This is a genomic window from Paracoccus sp. SM22M-07 (assembly GCF_001887735.1).
Taxonomy (GTDB): Bacteria; Pseudomonadota; Alphaproteobacteria; order Rhodobacterales; family Rhodobacteraceae; genus Paracoccus.
Genome location: NZ_JPKW01000008.1, coordinates 73,464 through 97,652, shown reverse-complemented (window position 1 = coordinate 97,652; position 24,189 = coordinate 73,464). Strand labels below are relative to the sequence as shown.

Sequence of the window (24,189 nt, the reverse complement as noted above, 5' to 3'; positions counted from 1 at the left end):
ATTTCCTCCGATGCGGTCTTGGGTTGCCTCAGGAACGCCGCCCGGTTCAGCGCCGTTCCTGACCTGCGACCATGTGCCCGTTGATATGCCCGTCAAAGATCCCGCGCGCCCGTTCCCAAGGGCCCGTCCCGATATCGTCCAGCCGCGCCAGCACCGGCAGCAGCTGGGCCGCGTAATCCTGCGACGATTCGCGCGGCAACATCGAGGGCAGGTTGTCGATCGCCATCACGTCCAGGGGCGGTTCCTCGGCCACGCGCAGGGCCGGGCGATCCCAGGTCGTGGTGCGGTCATAGACCTTGATGGGGGAAAAGTCGCTGGTCGGATCGCAGGCCACATCCCCGATGACTCGCAATTCGCGCCCCGGCCCCCTGGCGCTTTCGGGCACGAAGACCGGCACGCCGGGCTGGGCCAGGATGGCGTTGATGAAGATCTGGTGCATCATGATCTGAGGGAAAGGCCCGCCCGATGCGGTCTCGGCCATGTCCCAGGCCGTGACGCCGATGCCCATCCCCGTCAGCAGGTCGCAGGCGCCGCTGCCGACGCGGCCTTTGGCACCGATGACGATGGCGCTTGGGCGGGCTGTCTGCGTGGCATCCAGCTGGGCGCGCAGCTCCTGCAGCAGATGATCCTTGTCGGGATAGGCGCCGACCGGCCCGCAGACCGTGCCCCGCCTTTGCGCGATCCAGCATTTCAGCGCCACCGCCGCCCCCGCATAGCCGGCCCAATAGCCGAAGGCCGCCAGCCGCCGCCCGTCGTCGTCGGTCAGGTATTCCAGGTCATAGAGCGCCCCGCCCCCGGCCCGGAACCGGTCCAGCAGCACCTGCCCCGCGGGCTGGCCCTTGAAGGCATGGCCGAACATGATGTGGCGGTGGCGCAGGGGCGATCCGTCCTCGGGCAGTTCCTTCAGGCCGAAGACGATCGCGTCGTCCGGGGCGGCATGCCAGGACCCCTCGGGGGCGATGGCGGCGCCTGCGCGGGCATAGGCATCGGTCGGGATGATGCGGCGCGGACTATCCTCGACGGTGACGCGCATGCCCTGCGCGATCAGCTGCGCGACGCCCTCGGGGGTGATGCCGGTGCGGTCTTCGTTCGGGCGGCTTTCGGCCCTGACCCACAGATGTGTCATACGGATTTGTCCCATCGCCTGTATCCTTGCCGCCAAGGTTAGGTCACGATGCCGCACGCCCGCAAGCCACTGGAACCGGTCGCGGTCCCAAGGGGTTTGCTGGTCAGTCCCCGTAAATCCATCCGATGAAGGAACGATCATGCTGATAAGCCGCCGCACCGGACTGAAACTGGCCGCAGCCCTGCTGGGAAGCGCGCTGATCCCCGCATTCGCCATGGGGCAGGATGCCCCCCAGGACGCCTCGATGGACATGCCCAAGGTGCTGACCCATGCGACCGATGCGGGCGACGTGGTCATCCATCCCGTCGATCACGCCAGCATGGTGTGGGAAACTCCGGCGGGCGTCATCTATGTCGATCCGGTGGGCGGGGCCGAAGCCTATGCCGACCTGCCCGCCCCCGATCTGATCCTGATCACCCATGAACATGGCGACCATTTCGACCAGCCGACGCTGGATGCCCTGGCCGAGGTCCCGCTTATCACCAACCAGGCGGTCTTCGACATGCTGCCCGAGGCCATGCAGGGCCGCGCCACGGCAATGGCGAACGGCGATACCGGCACCGCGCTGGATTACGACCTGGAAGCGATCCCCGCCTACAACATCACCGAAGACCGCCTGCAATATCACCCTCAGGGCCGCGACAACGGCTATATCCTGTCCATCGGCGGCAAGCGGTTCCTGATCGCGGGCGATACCGAGGACACGCCGGAACTGCGGGCGCTGAAGGACATCCACGTCGCCTTCCTGCCGATGAACCTGCCCTATACGATGACCGTCGAACAGGCGGCCGATGCGGTGGCAGCCTTCCAGCCGCAGACCGTCTATCCCTATCATTTCCGCGACAGCGACGTCGAGGAATTCGCCCGGCTGGTCTCGGAGGGTGACGCGGAAACCGAAGTCGTGATCGCGGATTGGTATCACGCCGCCAGCTGAGGGATCGCCGCCATGCCGGCCCGCATCCTGCGCATCACCTTCGTGCTGGGATGGGTCGTCATCCTGCTGGCCGCGGCCTTCTGGCTGTGGCCATCCCTGCCCGCGCTGCAATCCGACCTGACGCGGCTGCATGACCTGCTGCAGCATGGCGAAGGTTGGAGGCAGCGCAATCCGGCGCTGGCGGTCCTGTCCTATCTGGCGATCTTCGTGGGGGCGGCCAGCCTGCCCCTGCCGGTGGTCGTGGCGCTGACCCTGGCGGGCGGCACCTTCTTCGGCTTCTGGTTGGGGCTGGCGTTGTCGCTGCTGGCGACCGTGCTGTCGGCCCTGGTCAGCTTCCTGGTCGCCCGTCACCTGCTGACGGGGGTGATGCGGCGGACATTCGGGCACCGCATCCGGCAGATGGACAGCCGGGTCGAACGCGACGGAGCGCTGGCGCTGCTGAGCCTGCGCCTGACCCCCGCGCTGCCGTTCTTTCTGGTCAACATCGTCTCGGGGCTCAGCATCATGTCGGCGCAGCGATTTGCGCTGGTGACGGCGATCGGCGTGCTGCCCAACAAGATCATCCTGACCGCCGCCGGCACCCAGTTGTCCGAGGTCCAGCGCGTCTCGGATATTTTCGGGCCGCGGGTCATCGCACTGATCGCGGCGCTGGCGATTCTGCCCTGGGTCACGCGCTGGATGCTGGAGCAGCTGCGCGCCAAGCGCCTCAGAAGGGGACCGGCGCGCTGAAGCTGTGATGCACCCCGCCATCGGGGTGACGAAAGCGCAGCGTTTCGGCATGCAGCATCAGGCGCGGAAAATCGGCGGCAGGCCCGGTGGCATAAAGCGGATCGCCCAGGATCGGATGACCGCTTTCGGCCATGTGCACCCGCAGCTGGTGGCTGCGCCCCGTCACCGGCATCAGCCGCACCCGCGTTTCATCCGCCAGGGTCTTCATCACCCGCCAATCGGTCTGCGAGGGGCGCCCTTCGCCATGGTCCACCTTCTGGCGCGGGCGGTTCGGCCAATCGACCATCAGCGGCAGGTCGACGCGGCCTGTCTTGGGCTGCAACCGGCCCCAGACCCGCGCGACATAGGATTTCTTGGTCTGGCGATCCTCGAACTGCTTGGACAGATGGCGCTGCGCATGGGGCGTCAGGCCGAAGACCATCACCCCGGACGTGTCCAGATCCAGCCGGTGGACCAGCAGGACCGTGGGAAAGGCGCGGCGCAGGCGGGCGATCAGGCAATCGGCGCGGTCATCCCCCCGCCCCGGCACCGACAACAGCCCCGCCTGCTTGTCCACCACCAGGATTTCATGGTCGGCATGCAGGACGACCGGATCATCGGGCGGCGGGTAATAGATGAAACGGTCCGCCGTCATTTCGCCACAAGACGGATCGCCAGGCCCGCGAACATCACGGCGGCGATCTTGTTGACCAGCCCCAACCGCTTGCCGATGACATGGCCCGCCACGCCGCCCACGACACCGTAACCGATGGTGACCAGCGTGCCGGTGAAGGCAAAGATCAGCCCCAGCCCCAGGATCTGCTGCCAGATCGGGCCCCAGGCGATGTTGGTGAATTGCGGCAGGAAGGCCAGCATGAACAGCACCGGCTTGGGGTTCAGCGCATTGGACAGGAAACCCCGGCGGATGATGTTCCAGACCCGGACGCTGCCCCGTGCCGACGGGTCGACGTCGCCCGCGCGCCAGCTTTTCCACGCCAGCCACAACAGATAGGCGGCACCTGCGTATTTGATGGCGCGCAAGGCCTCGGGGTGGGCGGCAACGACGGCACCAAGGCCGATGGTGGCCAGCGTGACATGCATCAGCACGCCCAGGCCCACGCCGAAGCCCGCCCATGCGCCCGCGCGCGGGCCGCCCTGGATGCCGCAGGCGCTGGCAAAGAACACGTCCTGGCCGGGGGCAAAGTTCAGCACCAGCCCCCCCGCGATGAAGGCCATCATCTGGCCCGCGGGAATGTTCATCAAGGTATCCCAGATCATCAGATGCCCTTTCGCACCCATGCAGGCGGCAGGCCCGCGGCGTTTCGGATCAAAGCTGGCCGAAGACCTGCGCCAGCATGGCGCTCAGCGCATCGGCGTCGCGCTGGTCGAAGGCGTCGGGCCGGTCGCTGTCGATGTCCAGCACCCCGATCAGCCGGTCGTCCCGGCCGATGACCGGCAGCACGATTTCCGACCGGGTCGAGGAGGAACAGGCGATATGGCCGGGGAAGGCTTCCACATCAGCCACGATCTGGACCTGCCGCGTGCGGGCGGCCGCCCCGCAGACACCGCGCGCAAAGGGAATCACCAAACAGCCGTGACCACCCTGATAGGGGCCGATCTTCAGCAGCTCGGGCGCCACGACGCGATAGAAGCCGGTCCAGTCGAACCGGTCGTCGGAATGGTGCAGTTCGCAGGCCATGGTGGCCATCAGGGCGACCTCGTCGGTCTCTCCCTCGGTCAGGGCCCGGATGCGGGCGGCAAGGTCTTGATAATCGCTCATGCGCCATCTCTACGACGGCGGCAGGGCGCGGAAAAGCCCGTCCCGCGCGGCCCGTGCAAATATCGGCCCCGCTTGCCCATTGCCCCGGCAACCGCTTGCCGCCAGTCTGCGCCCATGACGCTGAAGACCCGCATCCTGATCGTGATCCTGACGACGCAGCTGTTGCTGATCGGCGTTCTGGCCATGGGCAGCCTGGACCGGCTGCGCGGCGATATCGCGGCGGGCAGCCGCCTTGGGGCGCAGGCCGCGCGTCACCTGGTTCTGGCCACGATCGGCACGATGCAGGGCGCGGTGCCTCCCGACCGCATCATGGCGCTGCTGCCCGAACGCCTGAGCGAGCCGCCCAATGCCCGCATCGCGGTCCTGGACGCGCGCACCGGAACGCCGCGACGGCCCGCAGGCGTCATCGACCGGCCCGATGGCGCGCCGGGATGGTTCCGCGACCTTGTCGCCCCGCAGGTGACCGAATCGCGCCTGCCCGTGGTGATCGCCGGACGTCCGCAGGGGATGGTCGTGATCTCGGGCGATCCCTCGCGCCAGATCGCGGTGGCGTGGCGCGACATGCGCGATCTGATGGCGCTGGTCTTGGCCATGGCGGCGCTGCAGGGGGCGCTGGTCTGGTGGGCGGTGCGCCAGGCGCTGCGCCCCGTCACGGCCCTTGGCACCCGCCTGTCCGAGATGACGCGCGGCCAGCTGGACGACCGGATCGGCACGCTGCGCCAGCCCGATCTTGCGCCCTTGGCCCACCACGTCGACCAGCTGGCCGACACGCTGGCCCAGGCCCGTCTGGACCGCCAGCGGCTGCAGCATCAGATCGTCAGCCGCGCCGATGCCGAACGCAAGGCCATCGCCCGCGACCTGCATGACGAGATGGGCCCCTGCCTGTTCGGCCTGCGTGTCGAGGCGGACGCCCTGGCCACCGCCGCCCCCGATGCCGCCACCGCAGGCGCGGCCCGTCAGATCGCGGCGATCGCGGATCAGATCGCCCGGCTGAACCGCAACCTGCTGAACGACCTGCGGCCCATGGCGGTGGGCCAGCTGCCCTTGGCCACGGTGCTGGGCGATTTCGTCGACGACCTGGCCCGGCGGATGCCCGACATCCGCTTCCGGCTGGAGATCGCCGCCGGCCTTCCCGAGCCCGACGAGGCGACCGCCCTGACCCTGTTCCGCATCGTACAGGAGGGGACGACCAACGTGCTGCGCCATGCCGGGGCGCGGCAGGTGGCGATCCGGCTCTGGACCGATCCGGCGCATTGGCGCATGATCCTGACCGATGACGGGGTGGGCCTTGGCCCCGACCACCGCGAAGGCACCGGCCTGACCGGCATGCGCGAACGGATCACCCTTCTGGGCGGGACCCTTTGCATCGGCGCCGAGGGCCGGGGAACCCAGCTGCAGGCCAGCCTGCCCCGTCCGACGACATCATGAATGGACCCTGACGTGACCAAACGCGCCCTTGTGATCGACGACCACCCCATCACCCATCTGGGCGCCAGCCGCCTGCTGCGCGATCTGGGCTATGACCATGTGGGCCAGGCCATGTCCGGCGAGGAGGCGCTGACGCAGCTGCAGGACCAGCCCCTGCCCGACCTGATCGTGCTGGACATCAGCCTGCCGGGCGCGGGGGGGCTGGATCTGGTGGCGCCCCTGCGGGCGCAGGCGCCGGATGCGCGCATCCTGATCTTTTCCATGAACGACCAGACGGGGTTCGCGGCCCGCGCGCTGCAGGAAGGCGCGCAGGGCTTCCTGTCCAAGAACGCGCCGCCCGCGGATTTCCGTCAGGCCGTCACCACGCTGGAGGCGGGCGAGTTCTATCTGGACCCGCGCCAGGCCATGGCGCTGGCCACGCTCCGGGCGGGGGCGGCGGATGACCCCCTGGGGGCGCTGTCGGATCGCGAAAGGCAGGTGCTGGCGCTGATCGGACAGGGTCACGGGCTGCAGACCATCGCGGATCGGATCGGGGTCAGCTACAAGACGGCGGCGAACACGTCCTCGGTCCTGAAAAGGAAGCTGGGCGTGGACGGGATCAACGGCTTGATGAAATTCGCGCTGGATAGCGGCGTCTGAAGCAGGAGAGATGCGATGCTGGCATGGTTCGGCCTTGATGAAACCGCCGCCCCCGGTGCCGCCGACCGCCTGATCGCGGATCTGGCCCGCGACCTGCAGGCGCGCGGCCTGCGCGTGGCGGGGGCGTTTCAGACCAATCACGACCTGGGCCCCGATTGCGCCTGCGACATGGACATGCAGGTGATCGGCGACGGCGCGGCCCCGGTGCGGATTTCGCAATCGCTTGGGGCGGGGGCCTCGGGCTGTCGGCTGGATACCGGCGCGCTGGAGGAGGTCGTGGCCCGCACCGCCCCGACCCTGCCCGGCGCCGATCTGGTCGTCATCCCGAAATTCGGCCGGCAGGAGGCGATGGGCCGCGGCTTTTACAGCCTGATCGCCGAGGCCGCCGCCGCGGGTCAGCCCGTCGTCCTCTACGTCCCCCGCCAGCAGCGCGCGGCCTTTCTGGCGTTTGCGGGCGGGCTGGCGGTCGAACTGGCCCCCGGTGATGTCGCGGGTTGGTGCCTGGAACAGGCGGCGGCGCTGTCATGACCCATGTCGATGCGCGGGGGCTTTTGTGCCCGCTGCCGGTGCTGCGGCTGCGCAAGGCCCTGATGGCGGTGGCGCCGGGGGACCTGGTCGTGATGGTCGCGTCCGATCCGATGGCGGTGGTCGATGTGCCGCATTTCTGCGGGCAGTCCGGTCATGCCATGGTGGCGCAGCGCGACCTTGGAAACGGCGCGTTCGAATTCACGGTGCAAAGGGGGCGATCCGTCCCCCCGGCCACAGGCGGCCCCACCCCCGAGGATATTTGAGCACGAACGATGAACCTGTCCTTCATGTCCACCCGCAAGCGCCTGTCGGACCTGTCCGAGCGCGAGATCCTGGCCCTGGCCATCGCATCCGAGGAGGATGACGCCCGCATCTATCGCAACTGGGCGGATTTCCTGCGGGCCGATTATCCCGCCACCGCCGCCATCTTCGAGGGCATGAGCGCCGAGGAGGACGGCCACCGCCGCCAGCTGATCGATGCCTTTGCCGCGCGGTTCGGCGACGCGATCCCCGTGATCCGGCGCGAACATGTGGCGGGGTATATCACCCGCCGCCCCGCCTGGATGATGCAGAACCTGTCGCTGGAAACGATCCGCGCCGAGGCGGCGGGCATGGAGCGCGACGCCGCCGATTTCTATGCCCGCGCCGCCCAGCTGAGCCTGGATGCCGGAACGCGCAAGCTGCTGGGCGATCTGGCCGCCGCGGAACGGGGCCATGAAAACCGCGCCCATGAACTGACCGACCAGCATCTGGGTGACGATGCCCGCGCCGACGAGGACGCCGTGGCGCATCGCGATTTCGTGCTGACCTGGGTGCAGCCCGGGCTGGCGGGGCTGATGGATGGCAGCGTGTCCACCCTGGCGCCGATCTTTGCGGTGGCCTTCGCCACGCAGGACCCCTGGACCACCTTCCTGGTCGGGCTGGCCGCCAGCGTCGGCGCGGGTATCAGCATGGGCTTTACCGAGGCCGCATCCGATGACGGCGTCATCTCGGGGCGGGGATCGCCCCTGAAGCGGGGCCTGTCGTCGGGGGTGATGACGGCGGTGGGCGGCCTGGGGCATGCGCTGCCCTATCTGATCCCCGATTTCTGGACCGCCACCACCATCGCCATCATGGTCGTCTTCATCGAGCTGTGGGCCATTGCCTGCATCCAGAACCGCTGGATGCAGACGCCCTTCTGGCGGGCCACCTTGCAAGTGGTGGTGGGGGGTGGTCTGGTGCTGGCCGTGGGGGTGCTGATCGGTTCCGGATGACGCCCCCCGGCAACGGGGACCATTGGATTGACCGAGATTTTCCTAAAGACGCTGCCCTTTTTCGGGCTGATCGGACTGGGCTGGGCCGCCGCCGCATCGCGGTTCTTTCCGCCCGAGGCAGCCGCATGGCTGACGAAATTCGTCTTCTACTTCGCGCTGTCGGCCATGCTGTTCCGCTTTGCGGCGGGGCTGGACCTGGGGGCGCTGTTCGACCTGCGCTTCGTCCTGGCCTATCTGGCGGGATCGACCCTGGTCTGGGCGATCGGCATGACGGTGGGCCGGTGGCGCGGCCTGCCCCTGTCTGATGCCGCGATGGAGGCGCAATGCTGCATGACCGGCAATACGGGCTTTCTGGGCGTGCCGATGCTGGTCGTGCTGCTGGGCGAACGCGCCGTGGGGCCGGTGCTGATGGTGCTGACCATCGACATGCTGGTCTTTTCCACGCTGATCACGCTGATCATCCACGGCGCGCGCCAGGGGGGACTGCGCGGGGCGGCGATCCTGCCGGTGCTGCGCGGGGTGGCCGCCAACCCGATGATCCTGTCGATGGTGGCGGGGCTGTCCTGGTCGCTGCTGCATCTGCCGATGCCGGGGCCGCTGGACGAATTCCTGACCATCCTGGGACAGGCCGCCACGCCCGGCGCGCTGTTCGCCATCGGGGCCAGCCTTGCGGGGCGGCAGCTGCGGCGGATGGCGGCGTCGGGGTGGCTGGGTTTCGCCAAGCTGGTGCTGCATCCCCTGGCCGTGGGCGTCGCGGCCCTGCTGCTGGCCGTCGAACCCTTCTCCGCGGGGGTCATGATCGCGGCGGCGGCCCTGCCGGTCGCGGGCAACGTCTATATCCTGGCCCAGCATTTCGGAGTGGGCCAGCAGCGGGTTTCGACCGCGATCCTGATCTCGACCGCGTTCAGCATCGTCACCATTCCGCTGGTGATCGGGTTGATCGCCGCCTGATCGGGCCTCTCGACCCCGGCCGGGCGGCGGGCTATCCCCATCAGGTCACTTTGAGGGAGGAGACCCGGACATGCGCGGCATCGCGGACCTGACGCTGGAAAACATCGTGCTGGAGGTGGACGAGGATGACATCGCCACCGTCACGCTGAACCGACCCGCCAAGCGCAACGCGCTGGATGCCGCCACGATCGAGGAACTGGTCGACATCTTTTCGACCCTGCCCCGCGCGGGCGTGCGTGCGGTGATCCTGCGATCCAACGGCGATCATTTCAGCGCCGGACTGGACCTGGTGGAACATCACCGCGAAAACCGCAATGCCAGCGACTTCATGCATCTGTGCCTGCGCTGGCACGAGGCGTTCAACAAGATGGAATATGGCGGCGTGCCGATCATCGCCGTGCTGAAGGGCGCGGTCGTGGGCGGCGGGCTGGAGCTGGCCAGCGCCGCCCATATCAGGGTGGCCGGACCGGACACGTATTTCGGCCTGCCCGAGGGCCAGCGCGGGCTGTTCACCGGCGGCGGGGCCACGATCCGCGTGGCGGACCTGATCGGCAAGGCGCGGATGATCGACATGATGCTGTCGGGGCGGCTTTATCGCGGGGCCGAGGCCGTCGATGTCGGGTTGTGCCAGTACATGGTCGAGGATGCCGAGGCCAAGGCGTGGGACATCGCGCGGGCTGCCGCCAAGAACCCGCCCTTGTCGAATTTCGCCATCTGTTCCGCCATCAGCCATATGCAGAACATGAGCGCCCTGGACGCCGCCTATGCAGAGTCGGTTGTGGCCGGGGTGGTGAACACCCAGGACGCGGCGCGCGAAAGGCTGGCGGCCTTTGCGACCGGAGCCGCCGCCAAGATCAAGCCCGCCGACTGAGCGCAGGATCGCCGCGTCGTCGGCCATCGAGGCCGACGCCGCGGCGGCGCATGCGCCGGCCTCGATGGCCGGCTCATGCGCTCCTCGGGTTGCGGATGTCGGATTACAGGAAAAGCCGGGTTGCCGCCCAGAACAATCCGCCCAATGCGCCAAGCCCCAGCAGAGTGAACAGACCGTCCCGCGCCAGCATGCCGAAGGCAAAAAGGCACACGACGAACCCCATGATCGAAGAGGTGAAGGGCACCAGTTCCAGAAACGGCATCATCAACCCGCAGATCAGGCAGATCGCCTGCGTGACCCACAGAAACGGACGATGCACCAGCAGCCGTAATCTCTCCTTGGTGATCCGGTCCAGAAATCGGGCGGGTTTGCGCATCCAGTCGGTCGCCTTGCGCACCCGGTCCGTCCGCAGATGCTTGCGCATCAGGAAGTCGGGCAGCCAGATGTGGTCGCGCTGGATCAGCATCTGCACTGCCACCAGCGCGATGGTCAGTCCGCAGATCGATGAAAACAGCGGCACTCCGGACAGGGGGGACACCACGGCCAGGGCCGGAATCATCAGGTTGGGCAGAAAGGATGATGGACCCAGTGCCGCCACGATCTGCGCGACGCTGGTCTGATCGCCTGTCGAGGCCTTGTTCACCCGATCCACCAGATCCGTGATGCTGATATGGTCGGACATGATACCTCGCTGCTATGCGCCCACGGACCGACAACGCCGCCGAACCGGCCGGGTTTCCTTCAGCCGCGCAACGCCTGGGACAGTTCGCGGTCCAGCGCCTGCAGGAACCTGGCGCGATCGGCCTTGCCGAAGGCCGCGCCGCCGCCCTGCATGAAGGGATTCGCGGCCCGCAGGTCGGCCATCAGATCGCGCGTCGCAAGCCGTCCGCCGATATTGGCGATGGTCAGCGGCTCTCCGTCGTGGCGCAGAACCCGCGCGCCCGCCTTGAGGCAGCGATCGGCCAGGGGCAGGTCGCCCGTCACCACGATATCGCCTGGGCCGCAATGTTCGGCGATCCAGATATCGGCGACATCGGGGCCCTCGGGGACGATCTGCAGCGTCACGAAGGGGTTCTGCGACGGGCGCAGCCCGCCATTGCAGACCAGCACCATGGGAACGCGCAGCCTGGTGGCCACGCGTTCCGCCTCGGCCTTGACGGGGCAGGCATCGGCGTCGATGTAAAGCGTCGTCATCTGCCCCGGCCCCCTTTGGCGATCAATCGCGCAGCAATTCGTTGACCGAGGTCTTGGACCGCGTCTTGGCATCCACCCGCTTGACGATCACCGCGCAATAGAGATGCACGCCGTTCTTCGAGGGCATCGACCCCGACACGACGACCGACCCCGCGGGGACTTCGCCATACATGACCTCGCTGGTCTCGCGATCGACGATCTTGGTCGACTGGCCGATATAGACGCCCATGCCCAGCACCGCGCCTTCGCGGATGATGCAGCCCTCGACGACTTCGGACCGGGCGCCGATAAAGCAGCCATCCTCGATGATGGTGGGACCGGCCTGCAGGGGTTCCAGCACGCCGCCGATGCCGACGCCGCCCGACAGGTGGACATTCTTGCCGATCTGCGCGCAGCTGCCGACGGTGGCCCAGGTGTCGACCATCGTGCCTTCGCCCACATGGGCACCCAGGTTCACGAAGGAGGGCATCAGGACCGCGTTCCGGCCGATGAAGGCGCTGCGGCGCACAATGGCGCCCGGAACGGCGCGGAAGCCCGCCTCGCGCCACTGGTTGTCGCCCCAGCCGTGGAATTTCGACGGCACCTTGTCCCACCAGTTGCTGCCCTGCGGGCCGCCCGACATTTCTTCCATGTCGTTCAGGCGGAAGGACAGCAGCACGGCCTTTTTCGCCCATTGGTTCACATGCCAGTCGTCGCCGCGCTTTTCGGCCACGCGCAATGCGCCGCTGTCCAGCTGGGTCAGCGTCTGCTCGACCGCCTCGCGCACGGGTCCGGTGGTGGCATTGTTGATCTGGGCGCGGTTTTCCCACGCGGCTTCGATGGCGGTTTCCAGGGCTTGGGTCATGATGGCCTCTCTTGGATCGGGTGTGCGGGTGGAAAACGTCTTGGTCGGGCTATAAGCATCGGGGAAAGCCCGCGCAATCCGCGCGTGGCCGCAGATGAGGCCATGGATGACCGACACGCCCAAAGACGACCACGTTCACGCCCTTCCCCACAGCGATCAGGACGTGGCGCGGGCAAGGCGCACGCCCGACACGCCGCAGACCCGCGCACCGTCCTATCGGCTGGCCTTCACCGACACCGACTTCATGCTGCGCGACGCATTGCGCCCCGTCCGCCTCCAGCTGGAGCTGCTGAAGCCGCAGCTGATCATGGATGAACACGGCATCGAATCGACCGTGGTGATCTTTGGTGGCGCGCGCATTCCCGCCCCCGACCGCGCCGATCAGGCCCGCACGCCTGAACTGGCGGCGCTGTCGCAATATTACGAACAGGCGCGCGTCTTTGGCCAGAAGATGACCGAACGCAGCTTGGCCAGCGGCGGGCGCGATTTCGTCATCTGCACCGGCGGCGGCCCCGGCGTGATGGAGGCGGGCAACCTGGGCGCGGCGCAGGCAGGCGGGGAATCCATCGGCCTGGGGATCGTGCTGCCCCATGAACAGGCCCCGAACGCGCATGTGACGCCGGACCTGTGCTTCAACTTCCACTATTTCGCGATCCGCAAGATGCATTTCCTGATGCGCGCCTGCGCGATCACGGTCTTTCCGGGCGGGTTCGGCACGCTGGACGAATTGTTCGAGACGCTGACCCTGATCCAGACCGGGCGGATGGCCCGCGTGCCGGTCCTGCTGTTCGGCAAGTCCTTCTGGGAGGAGATCATCAACTGGAAGGCCCTGGCCCGCGCCGGCACCATCAGCGATGCCGACCTGGACCTGATCCATTATGTCGAGACCGCCGAGGAGGCCATCGAGATCATCGACACATGGCCCGCACCCGCGGGTTAAGCCGCTTCGGGGGCGGGGCGGCGGCGCATCAGCATCAGCATGACCCCCGTCCCGACCAGGAGGCCCGCCAGCAAAAAGCCCTGCGGCAGCGGTTCGGCAAAGATCCACAGCGCGCCCGCGGCCCCGGTCAGCGCCGCGACCGGGCCCAGCAGCGACAGCGTCACCGGTCCGCCAAGGCGCTGAAGCTGGAAGAAGGCGATGTACTGGATGACGAAGACGGCGATGTCGACGCCCAGCAGGTGGCGCAACGCCCCCTCATGCCACAGCGCGGCAGGTGATCCGTCCATAAGGGCCGCCACCGGCACGCAGGCCAGCCCGCCCATCAGCAGCGTCAGCCCCGACAGCGTCAGCGGGCGCGCGCCTTTCGGCCAATAGCGGCTGCGGAAGATGTTGCCGCCCGCGATCACCACCGGCATCGCCGTCGCCGCCAGCAGCCACAGCGTCGCATCCGACGGTAGCTGCGTCAGCTTGGACGTCGCGATGATCAGACCCCCGATCAGCCCCAGCCCCACGGCCAGCGTGCGGCGGCGATCGGCGCCCTCCAGCCCGATCAGCCGGGCCAGCGCCCAGGTCAGCAGGATCGGAAAGGCGAAGGTCATCGAGATGTAGCCCGCCCCCACATGCGACACCGCCAGATAGCCCAGCGCGGTCGGCCCCGCCAGCAGCGCCCCCGCCCCCAATGCAAAGACCAGCATCGGCCGCATATCCTGCCCCTGGCCCAGCACCTGGGCCAGCACCAGCTGCGCCAGACCGCTGCCCGCCAGCACCGCGCCCAGGAACCAGATCATCGGCGCCCCGGCATCGGATGCCATCCGGGAAATCAGGATGGTGACCGCCAGCGCGGCCCCCGCCGTCACCAGGCATGCCAGCATGACGATGCGCGCTTGCAGGTCGGTCATTGAAACACCTCGTCCCCAGGGGGTAATGTCTTGATGGAAACTATCTTGATGGAAAAACATATGCCCGAAAAGGATCGCGCTGCCAAGGCCGCGGCATCATGGCGCCGCGAACGTCCCGATCTGGATGTCGAGGCGATGGAGATCATCGGCCGCCTGAATGAACTGTCCGCCCTGATCACCCGCGACCATCTGCAACCGGGCTTCGACCGATTCGGCCTGCAGGGCGGGGAATTCGACGTGCTGGCGACGCTGCGCCGCGCGGGCGCGCCCTATCGGCTGACGCCCACTGCGCTTTACGAGGCGACGATGCTGAGTTCGGGGGGCATGACGGCGCGTCTGGACCGGTTGCAGGCACGCGACCTGATCCGGCGCGAACCCAACCCCGACGACCGCCGCGGGACGCTGGTGGGGCTGACGGATGCAGGGCTGGCGCTGATCGACCGCGCCATCGGCCCGCATGCGGAGAACGAGACGCGGCTGCTGTCGGCGCTGACCGGTGACGAACGCGCGCAGCTGAACGGCCTCTTGGCCCGGTTGCGCGCGGTACTGTGATCAGCCGGCGGCTTCGGCGGCGATGGCTGCGGCGGATTTGCGGCCGCGTTCGGTCGCCGATTTCAGCTGTCCGCAGGCCGCCATGATATCCTCGCCCCGCGGGGTGCGGATGGGGCTGGCATAGCCGGCCTTGTGGACGATGTCGGCAAAGGCGTGGATGCGGTTGTTGCTGGACCGCTTGTAGGGCGCACCGGGCCATTCGTTGAACGGGATCAGGTTGATCTTGGCGGGAATGCCCTCGATCAGCTTGACCAGTCGATGCGCATCCTCGTCACTGTCGTTCACGCCCGCCAGCATCACGTATTCGAAGGTGATGCGTTCGCTGTTCGTCAGGCGCGGATATTCCCGCAGGGCGTTCAGCAGGGTTTCGATGTTCCAGCGCTTGTTGATGGGCACCAGCTTGTTGCGCACCTCGTCGGTGGTGGCGTGGAAGCTGACGGCCAGCAGGCAGCCGATTTCCTGCGCGGTGCGGGCGATCTCGGGGACGACGCCGCTGGTCGACAGGGTGATGCGACGGCGCGACAGCGACAGGCCCTCGTTGTCCATGACGATCTTCATCGCGTCGCGGACGTTCTCGAAATTGTACAGCGGTTCGCCCATGCCCATCAGGACCATGTTGCTGATCAGGCGGGTTTCGTCCTTGGGCGCACCCTGGACGGGCCATTCGCCCAGATCGTCGCGCGCCAGCAGCAGCTGGCCGACGATTTCACCAGCGGTCAGGTTGCGCACCAGCTTCTGCGTGCCGGTGTGGCAGAAGGAACAGGTCAGCGTACAGCCGACCTGGCTGCTGACACAGAGCGTGCCGCGGCCTTCTTCGGGGATATAGACCACCTCGACCTCGTGGCCGCCGGCGATGCGGACCAGGTATTTGCGCGTGCCGTCGGTGCTGACCTGACGGGACACGATCTCGGGCAGGGTGATCTCGAATCTATCGGCCAGCAGCTGGCGGTAATCCTTGGCCAGGTTCGTCATCTGCGCGAAATCGCGCACGCCCCAATGATAGATCCATTGCCAGACCTGCCCGACGCGCATCTTGGCCTGACGTTCGGGGGTGCCTGCCGCGACCAAGGCGTCGTGCAACTGGTCACGGGTCAGACCGACGATGTTCATGCGGCCCGATTCGGGCAGCTTGCGGGGGATGGTCAGAACATCCTGCGTGATCGGGGCGGACATGACGATACCTGAGTTTGGGTGAAACGACGCAGATATGCCAAACGGGGCCGGAAATCAACCAGCCCCGCCCGATCGTGATGGAACCCTGGGGGGATATCCCCCAAGGGCGTCTTACTTGCAGCGTTCGCGCGCCGTGTTCGTCGCGGCGGTGATGCCCGACAGGCTGAACGTGTCCTTGGTGGTCGTGCCACGCGACGAACGTCCGGTCACGACGGCGGTGGACCCCGCGCGCAATGCGCTGATCACGGCCTGATCGTCCGAGGGGCTGCCCGTCCAGGCGCTCTCGCCTTCGGTGAACAGGTTGAACTGACGACCGCCGATATCGACCTCGACCGTCGAATCAGGCGCGAAGGGATAGCCGCCGGTAAAGGACAATTCGCCCTCCTGGCCGGGACGATAGGCGACGTAAAGCCGGATATCCCCACGGGCCACCTCGGTCGGCTGACCGTCCTTAGTGTTGATCGTCGATTTGGGCGGGGACACCGCCCAGCATTCGCGGGGGTTGTCGGCGGCAAAGACCGTCCAGTCACCTTCCGTCGCCACGACGTTGTTGGATTCCTGTGCCATCGCCGTACCAAGTCCGCCGATCAGGACAAGACTTGCACCGATGCCGCGCAGCGTAGTTTTCATCATGCTCTGGCCTCCTGACATTCATTTCGCCACTTCGATCGGCGTTGTTCCCGATTGCTGTGGTCTTTTCAACCGTCTCTCGTCAGGATAGCGAAAATCGCGGCCCCCGAAAGGGTGCACGATGCAAATCGCGCAATTGTCAGGGAGAATTTGCCTATGCGGTCTGCGGACATGATCGAATTGTGGCGTGGCGACCTGAGGGAAAGCCTGCACCGGGGCCATGCCGTCATCTGCGACGCCCATGGCCTGGTCGAGGCCTGGGGCCAGCCCAGCCGCACGATCTTTCCGCGATCCTCGTGCAAGATGATCCAGGCGCTGCCCCTGGTGGAAAGCGGGGCGGCGGATGCGGCCGGGCTGACCGACCGGCAGCTGGCCCTGGCCTGCGCCAGCCATTCGGGATCGGCGATGCACGTCCAGGCAGTGCGCGACTGGACCCGCGCGCTGGATCTGTCCGAGGATGACCTGCGCTGCGGCACCCACATGCCCCGCGACCCCGACGAGAACCGCCGCCTGACCTGTTCCGACGACAGCCCCTGCCAGTTCCACAACAACTGTTCGGGCAAGCATGCCGGTTTCCTGACGCTGAACCGCCATCTGGGCGGCGGGCCGGACTACATCGACCCCGACCATCCCGTCCAGCAGGCCGTCAAGGACGCCTTCGAGGAAGTGACCGGCCAGACCAGCCCCGGCTTCGGCATCGACGGGTGTTCGGCCCCGAACTGGGCCTGTTCGCTGGAGGGGCTGGCCCGCGCCATGGCGCGTTTCGCCAATCCCGGCGACGACACGCGCGGCCGCGCCATGCGTCGGCTGACCGACGCGATGCGCCACCATCCCGACATGGTGGCGGGGGCGGGCCGGTCCTGCACCCTGCTGATGGAAGCGATGGACAACAAGGTCACCGTCAAGACCGGGGCCGAGGGCGTCTTCGTCGCCATTCTGCCCGAACAGGGTCTGGGCGTCGCGCTGAAGATCACCGACGGCGCCACCCGCGCCAGCGAAGCGGCCATCACCGCGCTGCTGATCCATCTGGGCGTGCTGGACGCCCAGCACCCCATTGCCGGCAAACTGCTGAACAGCCCCATCGTCAATTGCCGCGGGATCGTCACGGGCCGGATGTGCACCGCCGACGCCTTTCCACACTGAGCCGTCACGAAACCGTCGCGCAAACATGGTTTCATCACGGGCACAAGGTCCCCACCTTGCCTGTCCCGTATCATGACCGGCGTCCTCTTGGCAGAGAGGGCGCCGCGACCGTTCACAGCATCTGCCAGATCAGCCGCAGCGCCAGGATGGTCGAGGTCGCGACCAGCAGCGGCTTGATCAGCCGCGCCCCGATCCGCGTGGCCAGCCGCGCCCCCAGGGCCGCCCCCGCGATCTGCGCCAGACCCATGCAGATCCCCAACCCCCACAGCGGATTGCCGACCAGCGCAAAGGCCGCCAGCCCGCCCAGGTTCGAGGCGAAGTTCAGCATCTTGGTATGGGCGGTGGCCTTCAGCACGCCATATCCGGCCAGGGTGACGAAACCGATCATGTAGAAGGCCCCCGCCCCCGGCCCGATCAGCCCGTCGTAAAAGCCGATCAGCGGCACGATGGCGATCGCGAAGGCCAAGGGCGTCAGGCGGCGCGTGCGGTCCAAGTCGTCAAGGCCGGGCTTCAGCGCGAAGAACAGCGCGATGGCGATCAGCACCACGGGCAGGATCAGCCGCAGCCCATCGGTCGGGATCCAGCTGACCAGAGCCGCGCCCGCAGCCCCCGCCGCCCCCGCGATCAGCGCGGAACGCCACTGGCTGCGCAGGTCGACCAGCCCCTTGGCGGCATAGCTGATGGCGGCGGTCGCGGCGCCAAAGACGCCCTGGACCTTGTTCGTGGCCAGCGCCTGCGCGGGGGGAAGGCCCGCCAGCATCAGGACGGGCACGGTGATCAGCCCGCCCCCGCCCGCGATGGCATCGACGAATCCCGCCGCAAAGGCGGCACCGACCAGCAGGATCAGCAATTCGGCAGTCAGGTCCAGCATCATGCACCAGGGGTCGGGGCACCGTCGCGGCGGGGATCACTGCCCCCGCGCCCCCGTTCGGACAGGTCGGTTCCCCTGCAGATGCGCGCGGCCCGCGCCTGCGGGGATGTCTCAGGCAGCAGGATCGGCGGTAACGAAATCGGCCTGCGCATAGCCCTGAAGATACAGAAGCGCCGTCAGATCGCCGTGATTGATGCGGATCCGGGCTTGGGCCGCCACGGCGGGCTTGGCGTGCAGCGCCACGCCCGATCCGGCCAGCTGGATCATGCCTAGGTCGTTGGCGCCGTCGCCCACCGCCATCACGTCCTGCGGCGACAGGCCGAATCGCTCGGTGATCCGCTCCAGCGCCTCGATCTTGGCCTCGCGGCCCAGCACGGGCAGCGCGACATGGCCGGTCAGCACCCCGCCATCGGCCAGAAGGACATTGGCGCGGTGTTCGTCAAAGCCCAGCTGGTCCGCGACCGCCGCCGTAAAGGCCGTGAACCCGCCCGACACCAGCGCCGCATGCGCCCCGTGCGCGCGCATCGTGGCCACCAGTTCCCGCCCGCCCGAGGCCAACGTGATGCGGCTGTCCAGCACCTTCTGGATGACGCCTTCGTCCAGCCCCGCCAGCAGGGACACCCGCTCGATCAGCGCTTCGTGGAAATCCAGTTCGCCGTTCATGGCGCGGGCGGTGATGTCGGCGACGCGGGGGCCGACGCCCGCGAAATCGGCCAGCTCGTCAATGCATTCCTGGTCGATCATGGTCGAATCCATGTCCGCCAGCAGGACCTTCTTGCGGCGGCCCTCGGCGGGTTGGACGACCATGTCGATGCCGATCACCTGAAGGTCGGACCAGACCTGGTCGATATCGTCGGGGATTGCCGCGATGTCGAATTCCGCAGCGATGCCCGATGCCAGCCAGCGCGGTTCCGACCCGCCCCATCGTGCGGCGATGCCCTGCGGAAGATCGGCGTCCAGATTGGCAGCGGCAGGGGCGGCAATCAGCGAGAGGGTGAACATGGCGCTTCCTTCGTTGGGCTTGGCCGGGAACGTGAACCGGGATCCTGAGCGGGGGGTGTAGATCAAAGATTTTTCTTGCGCCAGAGATCAGCGGGTCTTAAGTCCGGCAGTGGGACACCCTTCCCCAACGAAGGGCTTTTAGCTGGAAGGCTAGTCACATGACCGAACTGAAGACCCCGGCGACGCGGCCGGCAAACCCGCGCTTTTCCTCTGGCCCCTGCGCCAAGATCCCCCATTACAATCTGGACATGCTGGCCGACGCCCCCTTGGGCCGTTCGCATCGCGCCGCCGTGGGCAAGTCGAAGCTGGCCGAGGCCATCGAGCTGACCCGCGACGTCCTGAACGTTCCCGCCGATTACCGCATCGGCATCGTCCCCGGTTCCGACACCGGCGCGGTCGAGATGGCGATGTGGACCATGCTGGGCGCCCGCCCCGTGGAAATGCTGGCCTGGGAAAGCTTTGGCGAAGGCTGGGTCACCGATGCCGTCAAGCAGCTGAAGCTGGACGCCACTGTCCGCAAGGCCGATTACGGCCATATCGTCGATTTCGCCGAGGTGGATTTCGACAGCGACGTGGTCTTTACCTGGAACGGCACGACCAGCGGCGTGCGCGTCCCCAATGGCGATGCGATCCCCGCCAACCGCCAGGGCCTGACCATCTGCGACGCCACCAGCGCCGCATTCGCCATGGACCTGCCTTGGGACAAGCTGGATGTCGTGACCTTCAGCTGGCAGAAGGTGCTGGGCGGCGAAGGCGCGCACGGGATGCTGATCCTGTCGCCCCGCGCGGTCGAGCGCCTGGAGAGCTTTACCCCCGACCGTCCCCTGCCCAAGATCTTCCGCCTGACCAAGGGCGGCAAGCTGATCGAGGGCATCTTCAAGGGTGAGACGATCAACACGCCATCCATGCTGGCGGTCGAGGATTATCTGGTCGCGCTGAAATGGGCACAGTCGCTTGGCGGCGTGTCGGGCCTGATCGCCCGCGCCGATGCCAATGCGGCGGCGGTCCGCGATTTCATCGCCGACAAGGACTGGATCGCGGATCTTGCCGCCGATCCCGACACCGCATCGACCACCAGCGTCTGCCTGAAATTCACCGATCCTGCCATCAAGGACGGTGCCGCCTTTGCCAAGGCCGTGGCCAAGCGGCTGGACAAGGAAAACGTGGCGCTGGACGCGGGTGCCTATCGCGACGCGCCTGCGGGCTTGCGCATCTGGTGCGGATCCACCGTCGAGACATCGGACGTGGTCGCCCTGATGCCCTGGATCGAATGGGCCTATCGCGCCGAACTGGCCGCGCAATAAGCCGGACGGTCCGGGGGCCAGCCCCCGGGCCCCCGGGGTATTTTCCCAAAGTAGAAGCAGGATGTCAGCGTGGCCAAGCCCGGATGTCCCCAGACAAGGATGCACCACATGCCCAAGGTTCTCGTTTCCGACAAGCTGTCCGAAACCGCCGTCCAGATCTTTCGCGATCGCGGCGTCGAGGTCGATTACATGCCCGATCTGGGCAAGGACAAGGAAAAGCTAGCCGAGGTGATCGGTCAATATGACGGCCTGGCGATCCGTTCCGCCACGAAGGTGACTGACAAGCTGCTGGAAGCCGCGACCAACCTGAAGGTGATCGGCCGCGCCGGCATCGGTGTCGACAATGTCGATATCCCCGCCGCCAGCAAGAAGGGCGTGATCGTGATGAACACGCCCTTCGGCAACAGCGTGACCACCGCCGAACACGCCATCGCCATGATGTTCGCCGTCGCACGCCAGCTGCCCGAGGCCAGCGTCAGCACCCATGCCGGCAAGTGGGAGAAGAACCGCTTCATGGGGGTCGAGCTGTTCAACAAGACCCTGGGCGTGATCGGCGCGGGCAATATCGGCTCGATCGTGATCGACCGGGCGCTTGGCCTGCACATGAAGGTCGTGGCCTATGACCCCTTCCTGTCGGAGGAACGCGCCAAGGAACTGGGCGTCACCAAGGTCGAGCTGGACGAGCTACTGGGCCGCGCCGATTTCATCACCTTCCACGTGCCGCTGACCGACAAGACCCGCAACATCCTGTCGCGCGACGCCATCGCCAAGCTGAAGCCGGGCGTCCGCATCATCAACTGCGCCCGTGGCGGTCTGGTCGATGAGGACGCGCTGGCCGAGGCCCTGAAGGAGGGTCGCGTCGCCGGGGCGGCCTTCGACGTCTTCGCGGTCGAACCCGCCACCGAGAGCCCGCTGTTCAACCTGCCCAACGTCGTCGTCACCCCGCATCTGGGTGCCGCCACGACCGAAGCCCAGGAGAACGTGGCCCTGCAGGTCGCCGAGCAGATGTCGGATTACCTGCTGACGGGCGCGGTCGAAAACGCGCTGAACATGCCTTCGGTCACCGCCGAGGAAGCCGCCGTCATGGGGCCGTGGATCAAGCTGGCCTCGCATCTGGGGGCCTTTGTCGGCCAGATGACGGACGAGCCGATCAAGGCGATCAACGTGCTTTACGACGGGTCGGTGTCGGGGATGAACCTGAACGCGCTGAACGCCGCCGTGATCGCGGGCGTGATGAAGGCGACGAACCCGGACGTGAACATGGTTTCGGCCCCCGTGATGGCCAAGGAACGCGGCGTGCAGGTCGCGACCACGCGCCAGGACAAGGCCGGCGCCTATGAGGGTTACATCAAGCTGACCTGCGTAACCGCCACGCGCGAGCGGTCCATCGCGGGCACGGTCTTCAGCGACGGCAAGCCGCGCTTCATCCAGATCCGCGGCATCAATGTCGATGCCGAGGTGGGTGAACACATGCTGTACACCCGCAACAAGGACGTTCCGGGCGTCATCGGCCAGCTGGGCATGACCCTGGGCGATCTGGGCGTGAACATCGCGAACTTCACGCTTGGCCGTTCGGCCAATGACAAGGACGCCATCGCCATCCTGTACCTGGACGAGGCGATCAGCGACGAGGCCCTGGCCACGCTGCAGAACACCGGCAAGTTCCTTCAGGCCCGCCGCCTGCAATTCGAGGTTTGACCTGAACGCCGCGCGCCCTTACCCAAGGGCGCGCGGCATGCCTGCCTTGCCGCCCGCCACGACAAGGATGACAGGATGCGACTTTACGCGATCGGCGACATTCACGGGCAACTGGATCTGCTGAAGGCCGCGCATGGGCGCATCTTCCGCGATGGCGGGCGCGATGCCACCATCGCCCATGTGGGCGACCTGATCGACCGCGGCCCGGATTCCGCAGGCGTGGTCGATTACCTGATGAAGGGGCGTGCGGATGGCCGGCCCTGGATCGTCACCCGCGGCAACCACGACCGCTTTTTGCCGAAATTCATCGACGATCCGGACTGGATCGATCCGGGGCTGTCCTCGGGGGCGCATTGGGCCGATCATGCGGGGCTGGGGGCGGCGGCGACGCTGGCCTCCTATGGGGTCGATCCCGACCGGCCGCGCGACGCCGTGCTGCGCGACACACGCCGTGCCGTCCCCCGGGCCCATGCACGGTTCCTGGCGACGCTGCCGCTGTGGTATCTGCACCCCCGCGCGCTGGTCGTGCATGCGGGCATCCGCCCCGGCGTCGATCTGCAGGCGCAGGACGAAGGCGACCTGGTCTGGATCCGCAAGGGTTTTCTGGACAGCGATGCCGATCACGGCCCCCTGGTCGTGCATGGACATACCGCGCTGGATCGGCCCATGCTGCATCGCAACCGGTTGAACATCGACAGCGGCGCCGCCTATGGCCGCGAATTGACCGCCGTCGTCATCGATGATGACGGCGTGCATGTGCTGACGGAAACGGGCCGCGTGCCCATGATGATGGAATAGATGATGCGCAGAATTGCCGCCGCGATGGCCCTGGCCGCCCTTCCCCTGACCGCCCTGCCCACGGCTGCCGCCGCCGAGGAGGTCGCCCGCGTGGGCGTCGATTGGGTGGGCAACGACGTGATCGTCGAGGCGATCCAAGATCCCAAGGTGTCCGGGGTGACCTGCCACCTGGCCTATTTCAGCCGTTCGGTCCTGGACCGCCTGAGCCAGGGCAACTGGTTCGAGGATCCCTCGAACAGCGCCATCCAGTGCACGCGGACCGGACCCATCGACCTGTCGCAGATCGAAACCGGCGATGACGGCGAAAAGGTGTTCAGCGAAGGCCGGTCGCTGATCTTCAAGTCGCTGAGCGTGCGGCGGATCTATGACGCGGAGAACCGGGTGCTGATCTATCTGGCCCACAGCGCCGAACTGTCCGAAGGGTCGGCCAAGATGTCGCTGGCGACCGTTCCCCTGACCCAGGACGACAAGGCCCCCTGATGGCCCTGCCGTCATGCACCCGTCATCTGGTGGACAGAATCGCCCAAGCCAGCTAGAAGGCCCGCTGTCTCTCAAGGATATCGGACTTTGACGATGGATGCCCCCTCTATGCCGGTTGCAAGCCGCAGCGCCAAATACAGCCTGGGCCAGGTGGTCAAGCATCGCAACCGCCCCTTCCGGGGGGTGATCTTCGATGTCGATCCGGAATTCGCCAATACCGACGAATGGTACGATTCCATCCCCGAAGATGCGCGTCCCGACAAGGACCAGCCCTTCTATCATCTCTTTGCCGAAACCGAGGCGACCTATTACGTGGCCTATGTCTCGGAGGGGAACCTGGAACCGGATGCGTCGGGGGAACCGCTGGACCACCCCGAGGTCGACGAGATGTTCGGCGCCTTCGAGGATGGCCGCTATCATCTGGCAGCCCACGTCAACTAGAC

General features: G+C 67.0%; 29 protein-coding genes. 17 read left to right on the top strand and 12 right to left on the bottom strand.

What is annotated here, in order from left to right; genetic code table 11:
* Positions 1–46: 46 nt before the first annotated feature.
* A complete protein-coding gene (locus IE00_RS12695) occupies positions 47–1,126 on the bottom strand; it encodes a saccharopine dehydrogenase (protein ID WP_072297499.1) in 1,080 nt (359 codons plus the stop codon).
* Between the two features lie 139 nt (positions 1,127–1,265).
* Here IE00_RS12695 and IE00_RS12690 point away from each other — a divergent pair, with 139 nt between their 5' ends.
* Both IE00_RS12690 and IE00_RS12685 read left to right on the top strand, forming a co-directional pair.
* On the top strand, positions 1,266–2,060 hold the full coding sequence (locus IE00_RS12690) for an MBL fold metallo-hydrolase (RefSeq protein ID WP_072297497.1): 795 nt from the start codon (positions 1,266–1,268) through the stop codon (positions 2,058–2,060).
* Positions 2,061–2,072: 12 nt separating this feature from the next.
* Positions 2,073–2,789 carry a TVP38/TMEM64 family protein gene (locus IE00_RS12685; protein ID WP_072297494.1) on the top strand — a complete coding sequence of 239 codons (717 nt, stop codon included), beginning with the start codon at positions 2,073–2,075 and terminating at the stop codon, positions 2,787–2,789.
* Here the strand turns inward: IE00_RS12685 and IE00_RS12680 are convergent.
* Genes IE00_RS12680 through IE00_RS12670 form a run of 3 tightly spaced genes read right to left on the bottom strand, consistent with a single transcriptional unit; the run spans position 2,767 to position 4,548 of the window.
* Positions 2,767–3,423, bottom strand: coding sequence for a pseudouridine synthase (locus IE00_RS12680; RefSeq protein WP_072297492.1), 657 nt, complete (start codon positions 3,421–3,423; stop codon positions 2,767–2,769). The genes IE00_RS12685 and IE00_RS12680 overlap by 23 nt on opposite strands.
* The gene (locus tag IE00_RS12675) at positions 3,420–4,046 is read right to left on the bottom strand and encodes a LysE family translocator (RefSeq protein WP_072297490.1); all 627 of its coding nucleotides are present in this window, start codon (positions 4,044–4,046) and stop codon (positions 3,420–3,422) included. Before IE00_RS12675 ends, IE00_RS12680 begins: the two co-directional genes overlap by 4 nt.
* Before the next feature lie 49 nt (positions 4,047–4,095).
* The gene (locus IE00_RS12670) at positions 4,096–4,548 is read right to left on the bottom strand and encodes a GAF domain-containing protein (RefSeq protein ID WP_072297489.1); all 453 of its coding nucleotides are present in this window, start codon (positions 4,546–4,548) and stop codon (positions 4,096–4,098) included.
* Between the two features lie 114 nt (positions 4,549–4,662).
* Between IE00_RS12670 and IE00_RS12665 the strand changes: the two genes are divergently transcribed.
* The 7 genes from IE00_RS12665 to IE00_RS12635 all read left to right on the top strand — a co-directional run bounded on the left by IE00_RS12665 (position 4,663) and on the right by IE00_RS12635 (position 10,218).
* Complete coding sequence (locus IE00_RS12665) at positions 4,663–5,976, top strand: histidine kinase (protein ID WP_072297486.1); 1,314 nt, start codon at positions 4,663–4,665, stop codon at positions 5,974–5,976.
* 12 nt (positions 5,977–5,988) lie between these two features.
* Positions 5,989–6,615 (top strand): response regulator transcription factor, encoded by a 627-nt coding sequence (locus IE00_RS12660; protein WP_170864145.1) that lies wholly within the window; start codon positions 5,989–5,991, stop codon positions 6,613–6,615.
* A 15-nt stretch (positions 6,616–6,630) separates the two neighbouring features.
* On the top strand, positions 6,631–7,143 hold the full coding sequence (locus IE00_RS12655; protein WP_072297483.1) for a DUF2478 domain-containing protein: 513 nt from the start codon (positions 6,631–6,633) through the stop codon (positions 7,141–7,143).
* A complete protein-coding gene (locus IE00_RS12650) occupies positions 7,140–7,406 on the top strand; it encodes a sulfurtransferase TusA family protein (RefSeq protein ID WP_072297482.1) in 267 nt (88 codons plus the stop codon). The genes IE00_RS12655 and IE00_RS12650 overlap by 4 nt, the downstream gene beginning before the upstream one ends.
* A gap of 9 nt (positions 7,407–7,415) precedes the next feature.
* On the top strand, positions 7,416–8,396 hold the full coding sequence (gene mbfA, locus IE00_RS12645; protein ID WP_072297481.1) for an iron exporter MbfA: 981 nt from the start codon (positions 7,416–7,418) through the stop codon (positions 8,394–8,396).
* Between the two features lie 27 nt (positions 8,397–8,423).
* Positions 8,424–9,347, top strand: a complete 924-nt coding sequence (locus IE00_RS12640; protein ID WP_072297480.1) for an AEC family transporter — start codon at positions 8,424–8,426, stop codon at positions 9,345–9,347.
* 70 nt (positions 9,348–9,417) lie between these two features.
* Positions 9,418–10,218 (top strand): crotonase/enoyl-CoA hydratase family protein, encoded by an 801-nt coding sequence (locus tag IE00_RS12635; RefSeq protein WP_072297479.1) that lies wholly within the window; start codon positions 9,418–9,420, stop codon positions 10,216–10,218.
* 103 nt (positions 10,219–10,321) lie between these two features.
* Here IE00_RS12635 and IE00_RS12630 read toward each other — a convergent pair whose 3' ends face one another.
* The 3 genes from IE00_RS12630 to dapD are packed head-to-tail and all read right to left on the bottom strand — an operon-like array spanning position 10,322 to position 12,259.
* Positions 10,322–10,900: an exopolysaccharide biosynthesis protein gene (locus IE00_RS12630; RefSeq protein ID WP_139291426.1), complete on the bottom strand. Its 579-nt coding sequence runs from the start codon at positions 10,898–10,900 to the stop codon at positions 10,322–10,324.
* Between the two features lie 59 nt (positions 10,901–10,959).
* Entirely contained in the window at positions 10,960–11,412 is a 453-nt protein-coding gene (locus IE00_RS12625; protein ID WP_072297477.1) for a YaiI/YqxD family protein, read from the bottom strand.
* A gap of 22 nt (positions 11,413–11,434) precedes the next feature.
* Positions 11,435–12,259: a 2,3,4,5-tetrahydropyridine-2,6-dicarboxylate N-succinyltransferase gene (gene dapD / locus IE00_RS12620; RefSeq protein ID WP_139291430.1), complete on the bottom strand. Its 825-nt coding sequence runs from the start codon at positions 12,257–12,259 to the stop codon at positions 11,435–11,437.
* Positions 12,260–12,362: 103 nt separating this feature from the next.
* On the opposite strand from dapD, the gene IE00_RS12615 reads away from it, so the two are divergent.
* Positions 12,363–13,196, top strand: coding sequence for an LOG family protein (locus IE00_RS12615; RefSeq protein WP_072297475.1), 834 nt, complete (start codon positions 12,363–12,365; stop codon positions 13,194–13,196).
* Here IE00_RS12615 and IE00_RS12610 read toward each other — a convergent pair.
* Entirely contained in the window at positions 13,193–14,095 is a 903-nt protein-coding gene (locus tag IE00_RS12610) for an EamA family transporter (RefSeq protein ID WP_072297474.1), read from the bottom strand. The genes IE00_RS12615 and IE00_RS12610 overlap by 4 nt on opposite strands.
* Positions 14,096–14,143: 48 nt before the next feature.
* Between IE00_RS12610 and IE00_RS12605 the strand changes: the two genes are divergently transcribed.
* The gene (locus IE00_RS12605) at positions 14,144–14,647 is read left to right on the top strand and encodes a MarR family winged helix-turn-helix transcriptional regulator (RefSeq protein WP_240493888.1); all 504 of its coding nucleotides are present in this window, start codon (positions 14,144–14,146) and stop codon (positions 14,645–14,647) included.
* Here the strand turns inward: IE00_RS12605 and rlmN are convergent, their stop codons facing one another.
* On the bottom strand, positions 14,648–15,820 hold the full coding sequence (gene rlmN, locus IE00_RS12600; RefSeq protein ID WP_072297473.1) for a 23S rRNA (adenine(2503)-C(2))-methyltransferase RlmN: 1,173 nt from the start codon (positions 15,818–15,820) through the stop codon (positions 14,648–14,650).
* 111 nt (positions 15,821–15,931) lie between these two features.
* Positions 15,932–16,450, bottom strand: coding sequence for an invasion associated locus B family protein (locus tag IE00_RS12595; RefSeq protein ID WP_139291429.1), 519 nt, complete (start codon positions 16,448–16,450; stop codon positions 15,932–15,934).
* A gap of 156 nt (positions 16,451–16,606) precedes the next feature.
* Between IE00_RS12595 and IE00_RS12590 the strand changes: the two genes are divergently transcribed.
* The gene (locus IE00_RS12590; protein WP_072297471.1) at positions 16,607–17,593 is read left to right on the top strand and encodes an asparaginase; all 987 of its coding nucleotides are present in this window, start codon (positions 16,607–16,609) and stop codon (positions 17,591–17,593) included.
* Between the two features lie 112 nt (positions 17,594–17,705).
* On the opposite strand, the gene IE00_RS12585 is transcribed toward IE00_RS12590, so the two are convergent.
* Entirely contained in the window at positions 17,706–18,464 is a 759-nt protein-coding gene (locus tag IE00_RS12585; protein ID WP_072297609.1) for a TSUP family transporter, read from the bottom strand.
* Positions 18,465–18,575: 111 nt separating this feature from the next.
* The gene (serB, locus tag IE00_RS12580) at positions 18,576–19,466 is read right to left on the bottom strand and encodes a phosphoserine phosphatase SerB (protein ID WP_072297470.1); all 891 of its coding nucleotides are present in this window, start codon (positions 19,464–19,466) and stop codon (positions 18,576–18,578) included.
* A gap of 158 nt (positions 19,467–19,624) precedes the next feature.
* Between serB and IE00_RS12575 the strand changes: the two genes are divergently transcribed.
* The 5 genes from IE00_RS12575 to hspQ all read left to right on the top strand — a co-directional run bounded on the left by IE00_RS12575 (position 19,625) and on the right by hspQ (position 24,187).
* Positions 19,625–20,770: a phosphoserine transaminase gene (locus IE00_RS12575; RefSeq protein WP_072297469.1), complete on the top strand. Its 1,146-nt coding sequence runs from the start codon at positions 19,625–19,627 to the stop codon at positions 20,768–20,770.
* A 108-nt stretch (positions 20,771–20,878) separates the two neighbouring features.
* A complete protein-coding gene (gene serA, locus IE00_RS12570; protein WP_072297468.1) occupies positions 20,879–22,468 on the top strand; it encodes a phosphoglycerate dehydrogenase in 1,590 nt (529 codons plus the stop codon).
* Between the two features lie 75 nt (positions 22,469–22,543).
* Positions 22,544–23,266 carry a metallophosphoesterase gene (locus IE00_RS12565; RefSeq protein WP_072297467.1) on the top strand — a complete coding sequence of 241 codons (723 nt, stop codon included), beginning with the start codon at positions 22,544–22,546 and terminating at the stop codon, positions 23,264–23,266.
* Positions 23,267–23,746 (top strand): CreA family protein, encoded by a 480-nt coding sequence (locus IE00_RS12560; protein ID WP_072297466.1) that lies wholly within the window; start codon positions 23,267–23,269, stop codon positions 23,744–23,746.
* Between the two features lie 108 nt (positions 23,747–23,854).
* Positions 23,855–24,187, top strand: coding sequence for a heat shock protein HspQ (hspQ, locus tag IE00_RS12555; protein WP_072297465.1), 333 nt, complete (start codon positions 23,855–23,857; stop codon positions 24,185–24,187).
* Positions 24,188–24,189 lie beyond the last annotated feature (2 nt).

What these genes read in the sequence shown, in the direction of transcription:
- IE00_RS12695 (WP_072297499.1), bottom strand. Translation starts at nt 1,126, where the DNA reads ATGACACATCTGTGGGTCAGGGCCGAAAGCCGCCCGAACGAAGACCGC.
- IE00_RS12690 (WP_072297497.1), top strand. Translation starts at nt 1,266, where the DNA reads ATGCTGATAAGCCGCCGCACCGGACTGAAACTGGCCGCAGCCCTGCTG.
- IE00_RS12685 (WP_072297494.1), top strand. Translation starts at nt 2,073, where the DNA reads ATGCCGGCCCGCATCCTGCGCATCACCTTCGTGCTGGGATGGGTCGTC.
- IE00_RS12680 (WP_072297492.1), bottom strand. Translation starts at nt 3,423, where the DNA reads ATGACGGCGGACCGTTTCATCTATTACCCGCCGCCCGATGATCCGGTC.
- IE00_RS12675 (WP_072297490.1), bottom strand. Translation starts at nt 4,046, where the DNA reads ATGATCTGGGATACCTTGATGAACATTCCCGCGGGCCAGATGATGGCC.
- IE00_RS12670 (WP_072297489.1), bottom strand. Translation starts at nt 4,548, where the DNA reads ATGAGCGATTATCAAGACCTTGCCGCCCGCATCCGGGCCCTGACCGAG.
- IE00_RS12665 (WP_072297486.1), top strand. Translation starts at nt 4,663, where the DNA reads ATGACGCTGAAGACCCGCATCCTGATCGTGATCCTGACGACGCAGCTG.
- IE00_RS12655 (WP_072297483.1), top strand. Translation starts at nt 6,631, where the DNA reads ATGCTGGCATGGTTCGGCCTTGATGAAACCGCCGCCCCCGGTGCCGCC.
- IE00_RS12650 (WP_072297482.1), top strand. Translation starts at nt 7,140, where the DNA reads ATGACCCATGTCGATGCGCGGGGGCTTTTGTGCCCGCTGCCGGTGCTG.
- mbfA (WP_072297481.1), top strand. Translation starts at nt 7,416, where the DNA reads ATGAACCTGTCCTTCATGTCCACCCGCAAGCGCCTGTCGGACCTGTCC.
- IE00_RS12635 (WP_072297479.1), top strand. Translation starts at nt 9,418, where the DNA reads ATGCGCGGCATCGCGGACCTGACGCTGGAAAACATCGTGCTGGAGGTG.
- IE00_RS12630 (WP_139291426.1), bottom strand. Translation starts at nt 10,900, where the DNA reads ATGTCCGACCATATCAGCATCACGGATCTGGTGGATCGGGTGAACAAG.
- IE00_RS12625 (WP_072297477.1), bottom strand. Translation starts at nt 11,412, where the DNA reads ATGACGACGCTTTACATCGACGCCGATGCCTGCCCCGTCAAGGCCGAG.
- IE00_RS12615 (WP_072297475.1), top strand. Translation starts at nt 12,363, where the DNA reads ATGACCGACACGCCCAAAGACGACCACGTTCACGCCCTTCCCCACAGC.
- IE00_RS12610 (WP_072297474.1), bottom strand. Translation starts at nt 14,095, where the DNA reads ATGACCGACCTGCAAGCGCGCATCGTCATGCTGGCATGCCTGGTGACG.
- IE00_RS12605 (WP_240493888.1), top strand. Translation starts at nt 14,144, where the DNA reads ATGGAAAAACATATGCCCGAAAAGGATCGCGCTGCCAAGGCCGCGGCA.
- rlmN (WP_072297473.1), bottom strand. Translation starts at nt 15,820, where the DNA reads ATGTCCGCCCCGATCACGCAGGATGTTCTGACCATCCCCCGCAAGCTG.
- IE00_RS12595 (WP_139291429.1), bottom strand. Translation starts at nt 16,450, where the DNA reads ATGAAAACTACGCTGCGCGGCATCGGTGCAAGTCTTGTCCTGATCGGC.
- IE00_RS12590 (WP_072297471.1), top strand. Translation starts at nt 16,607, where the DNA reads ATGCGGTCTGCGGACATGATCGAATTGTGGCGTGGCGACCTGAGGGAA.
- IE00_RS12585 (WP_072297609.1), bottom strand. Translation starts at nt 18,464, where the DNA reads ATGCTGGACCTGACTGCCGAATTGCTGATCCTGCTGGTCGGTGCCGCC.
- serB (WP_072297470.1), bottom strand. Translation starts at nt 19,466, where the DNA reads ATGTTCACCCTCTCGCTGATTGCCGCCCCTGCCGCTGCCAATCTGGAC.
- IE00_RS12575 (WP_072297469.1), top strand. Translation starts at nt 19,625, where the DNA reads ATGACCGAACTGAAGACCCCGGCGACGCGGCCGGCAAACCCGCGCTTT.
- serA (WP_072297468.1), top strand. Translation starts at nt 20,879, where the DNA reads ATGCCCAAGGTTCTCGTTTCCGACAAGCTGTCCGAAACCGCCGTCCAG.
- IE00_RS12565 (WP_072297467.1), top strand. Translation starts at nt 22,544, where the DNA reads ATGCGACTTTACGCGATCGGCGACATTCACGGGCAACTGGATCTGCTG.
- IE00_RS12560 (WP_072297466.1), top strand. Translation starts at nt 23,267, where the DNA reads ATGATGCGCAGAATTGCCGCCGCGATGGCCCTGGCCGCCCTTCCCCTG.
- hspQ (WP_072297465.1), top strand. Translation starts at nt 23,855, where the DNA reads ATGCCGGTTGCAAGCCGCAGCGCCAAATACAGCCTGGGCCAGGTGGTC.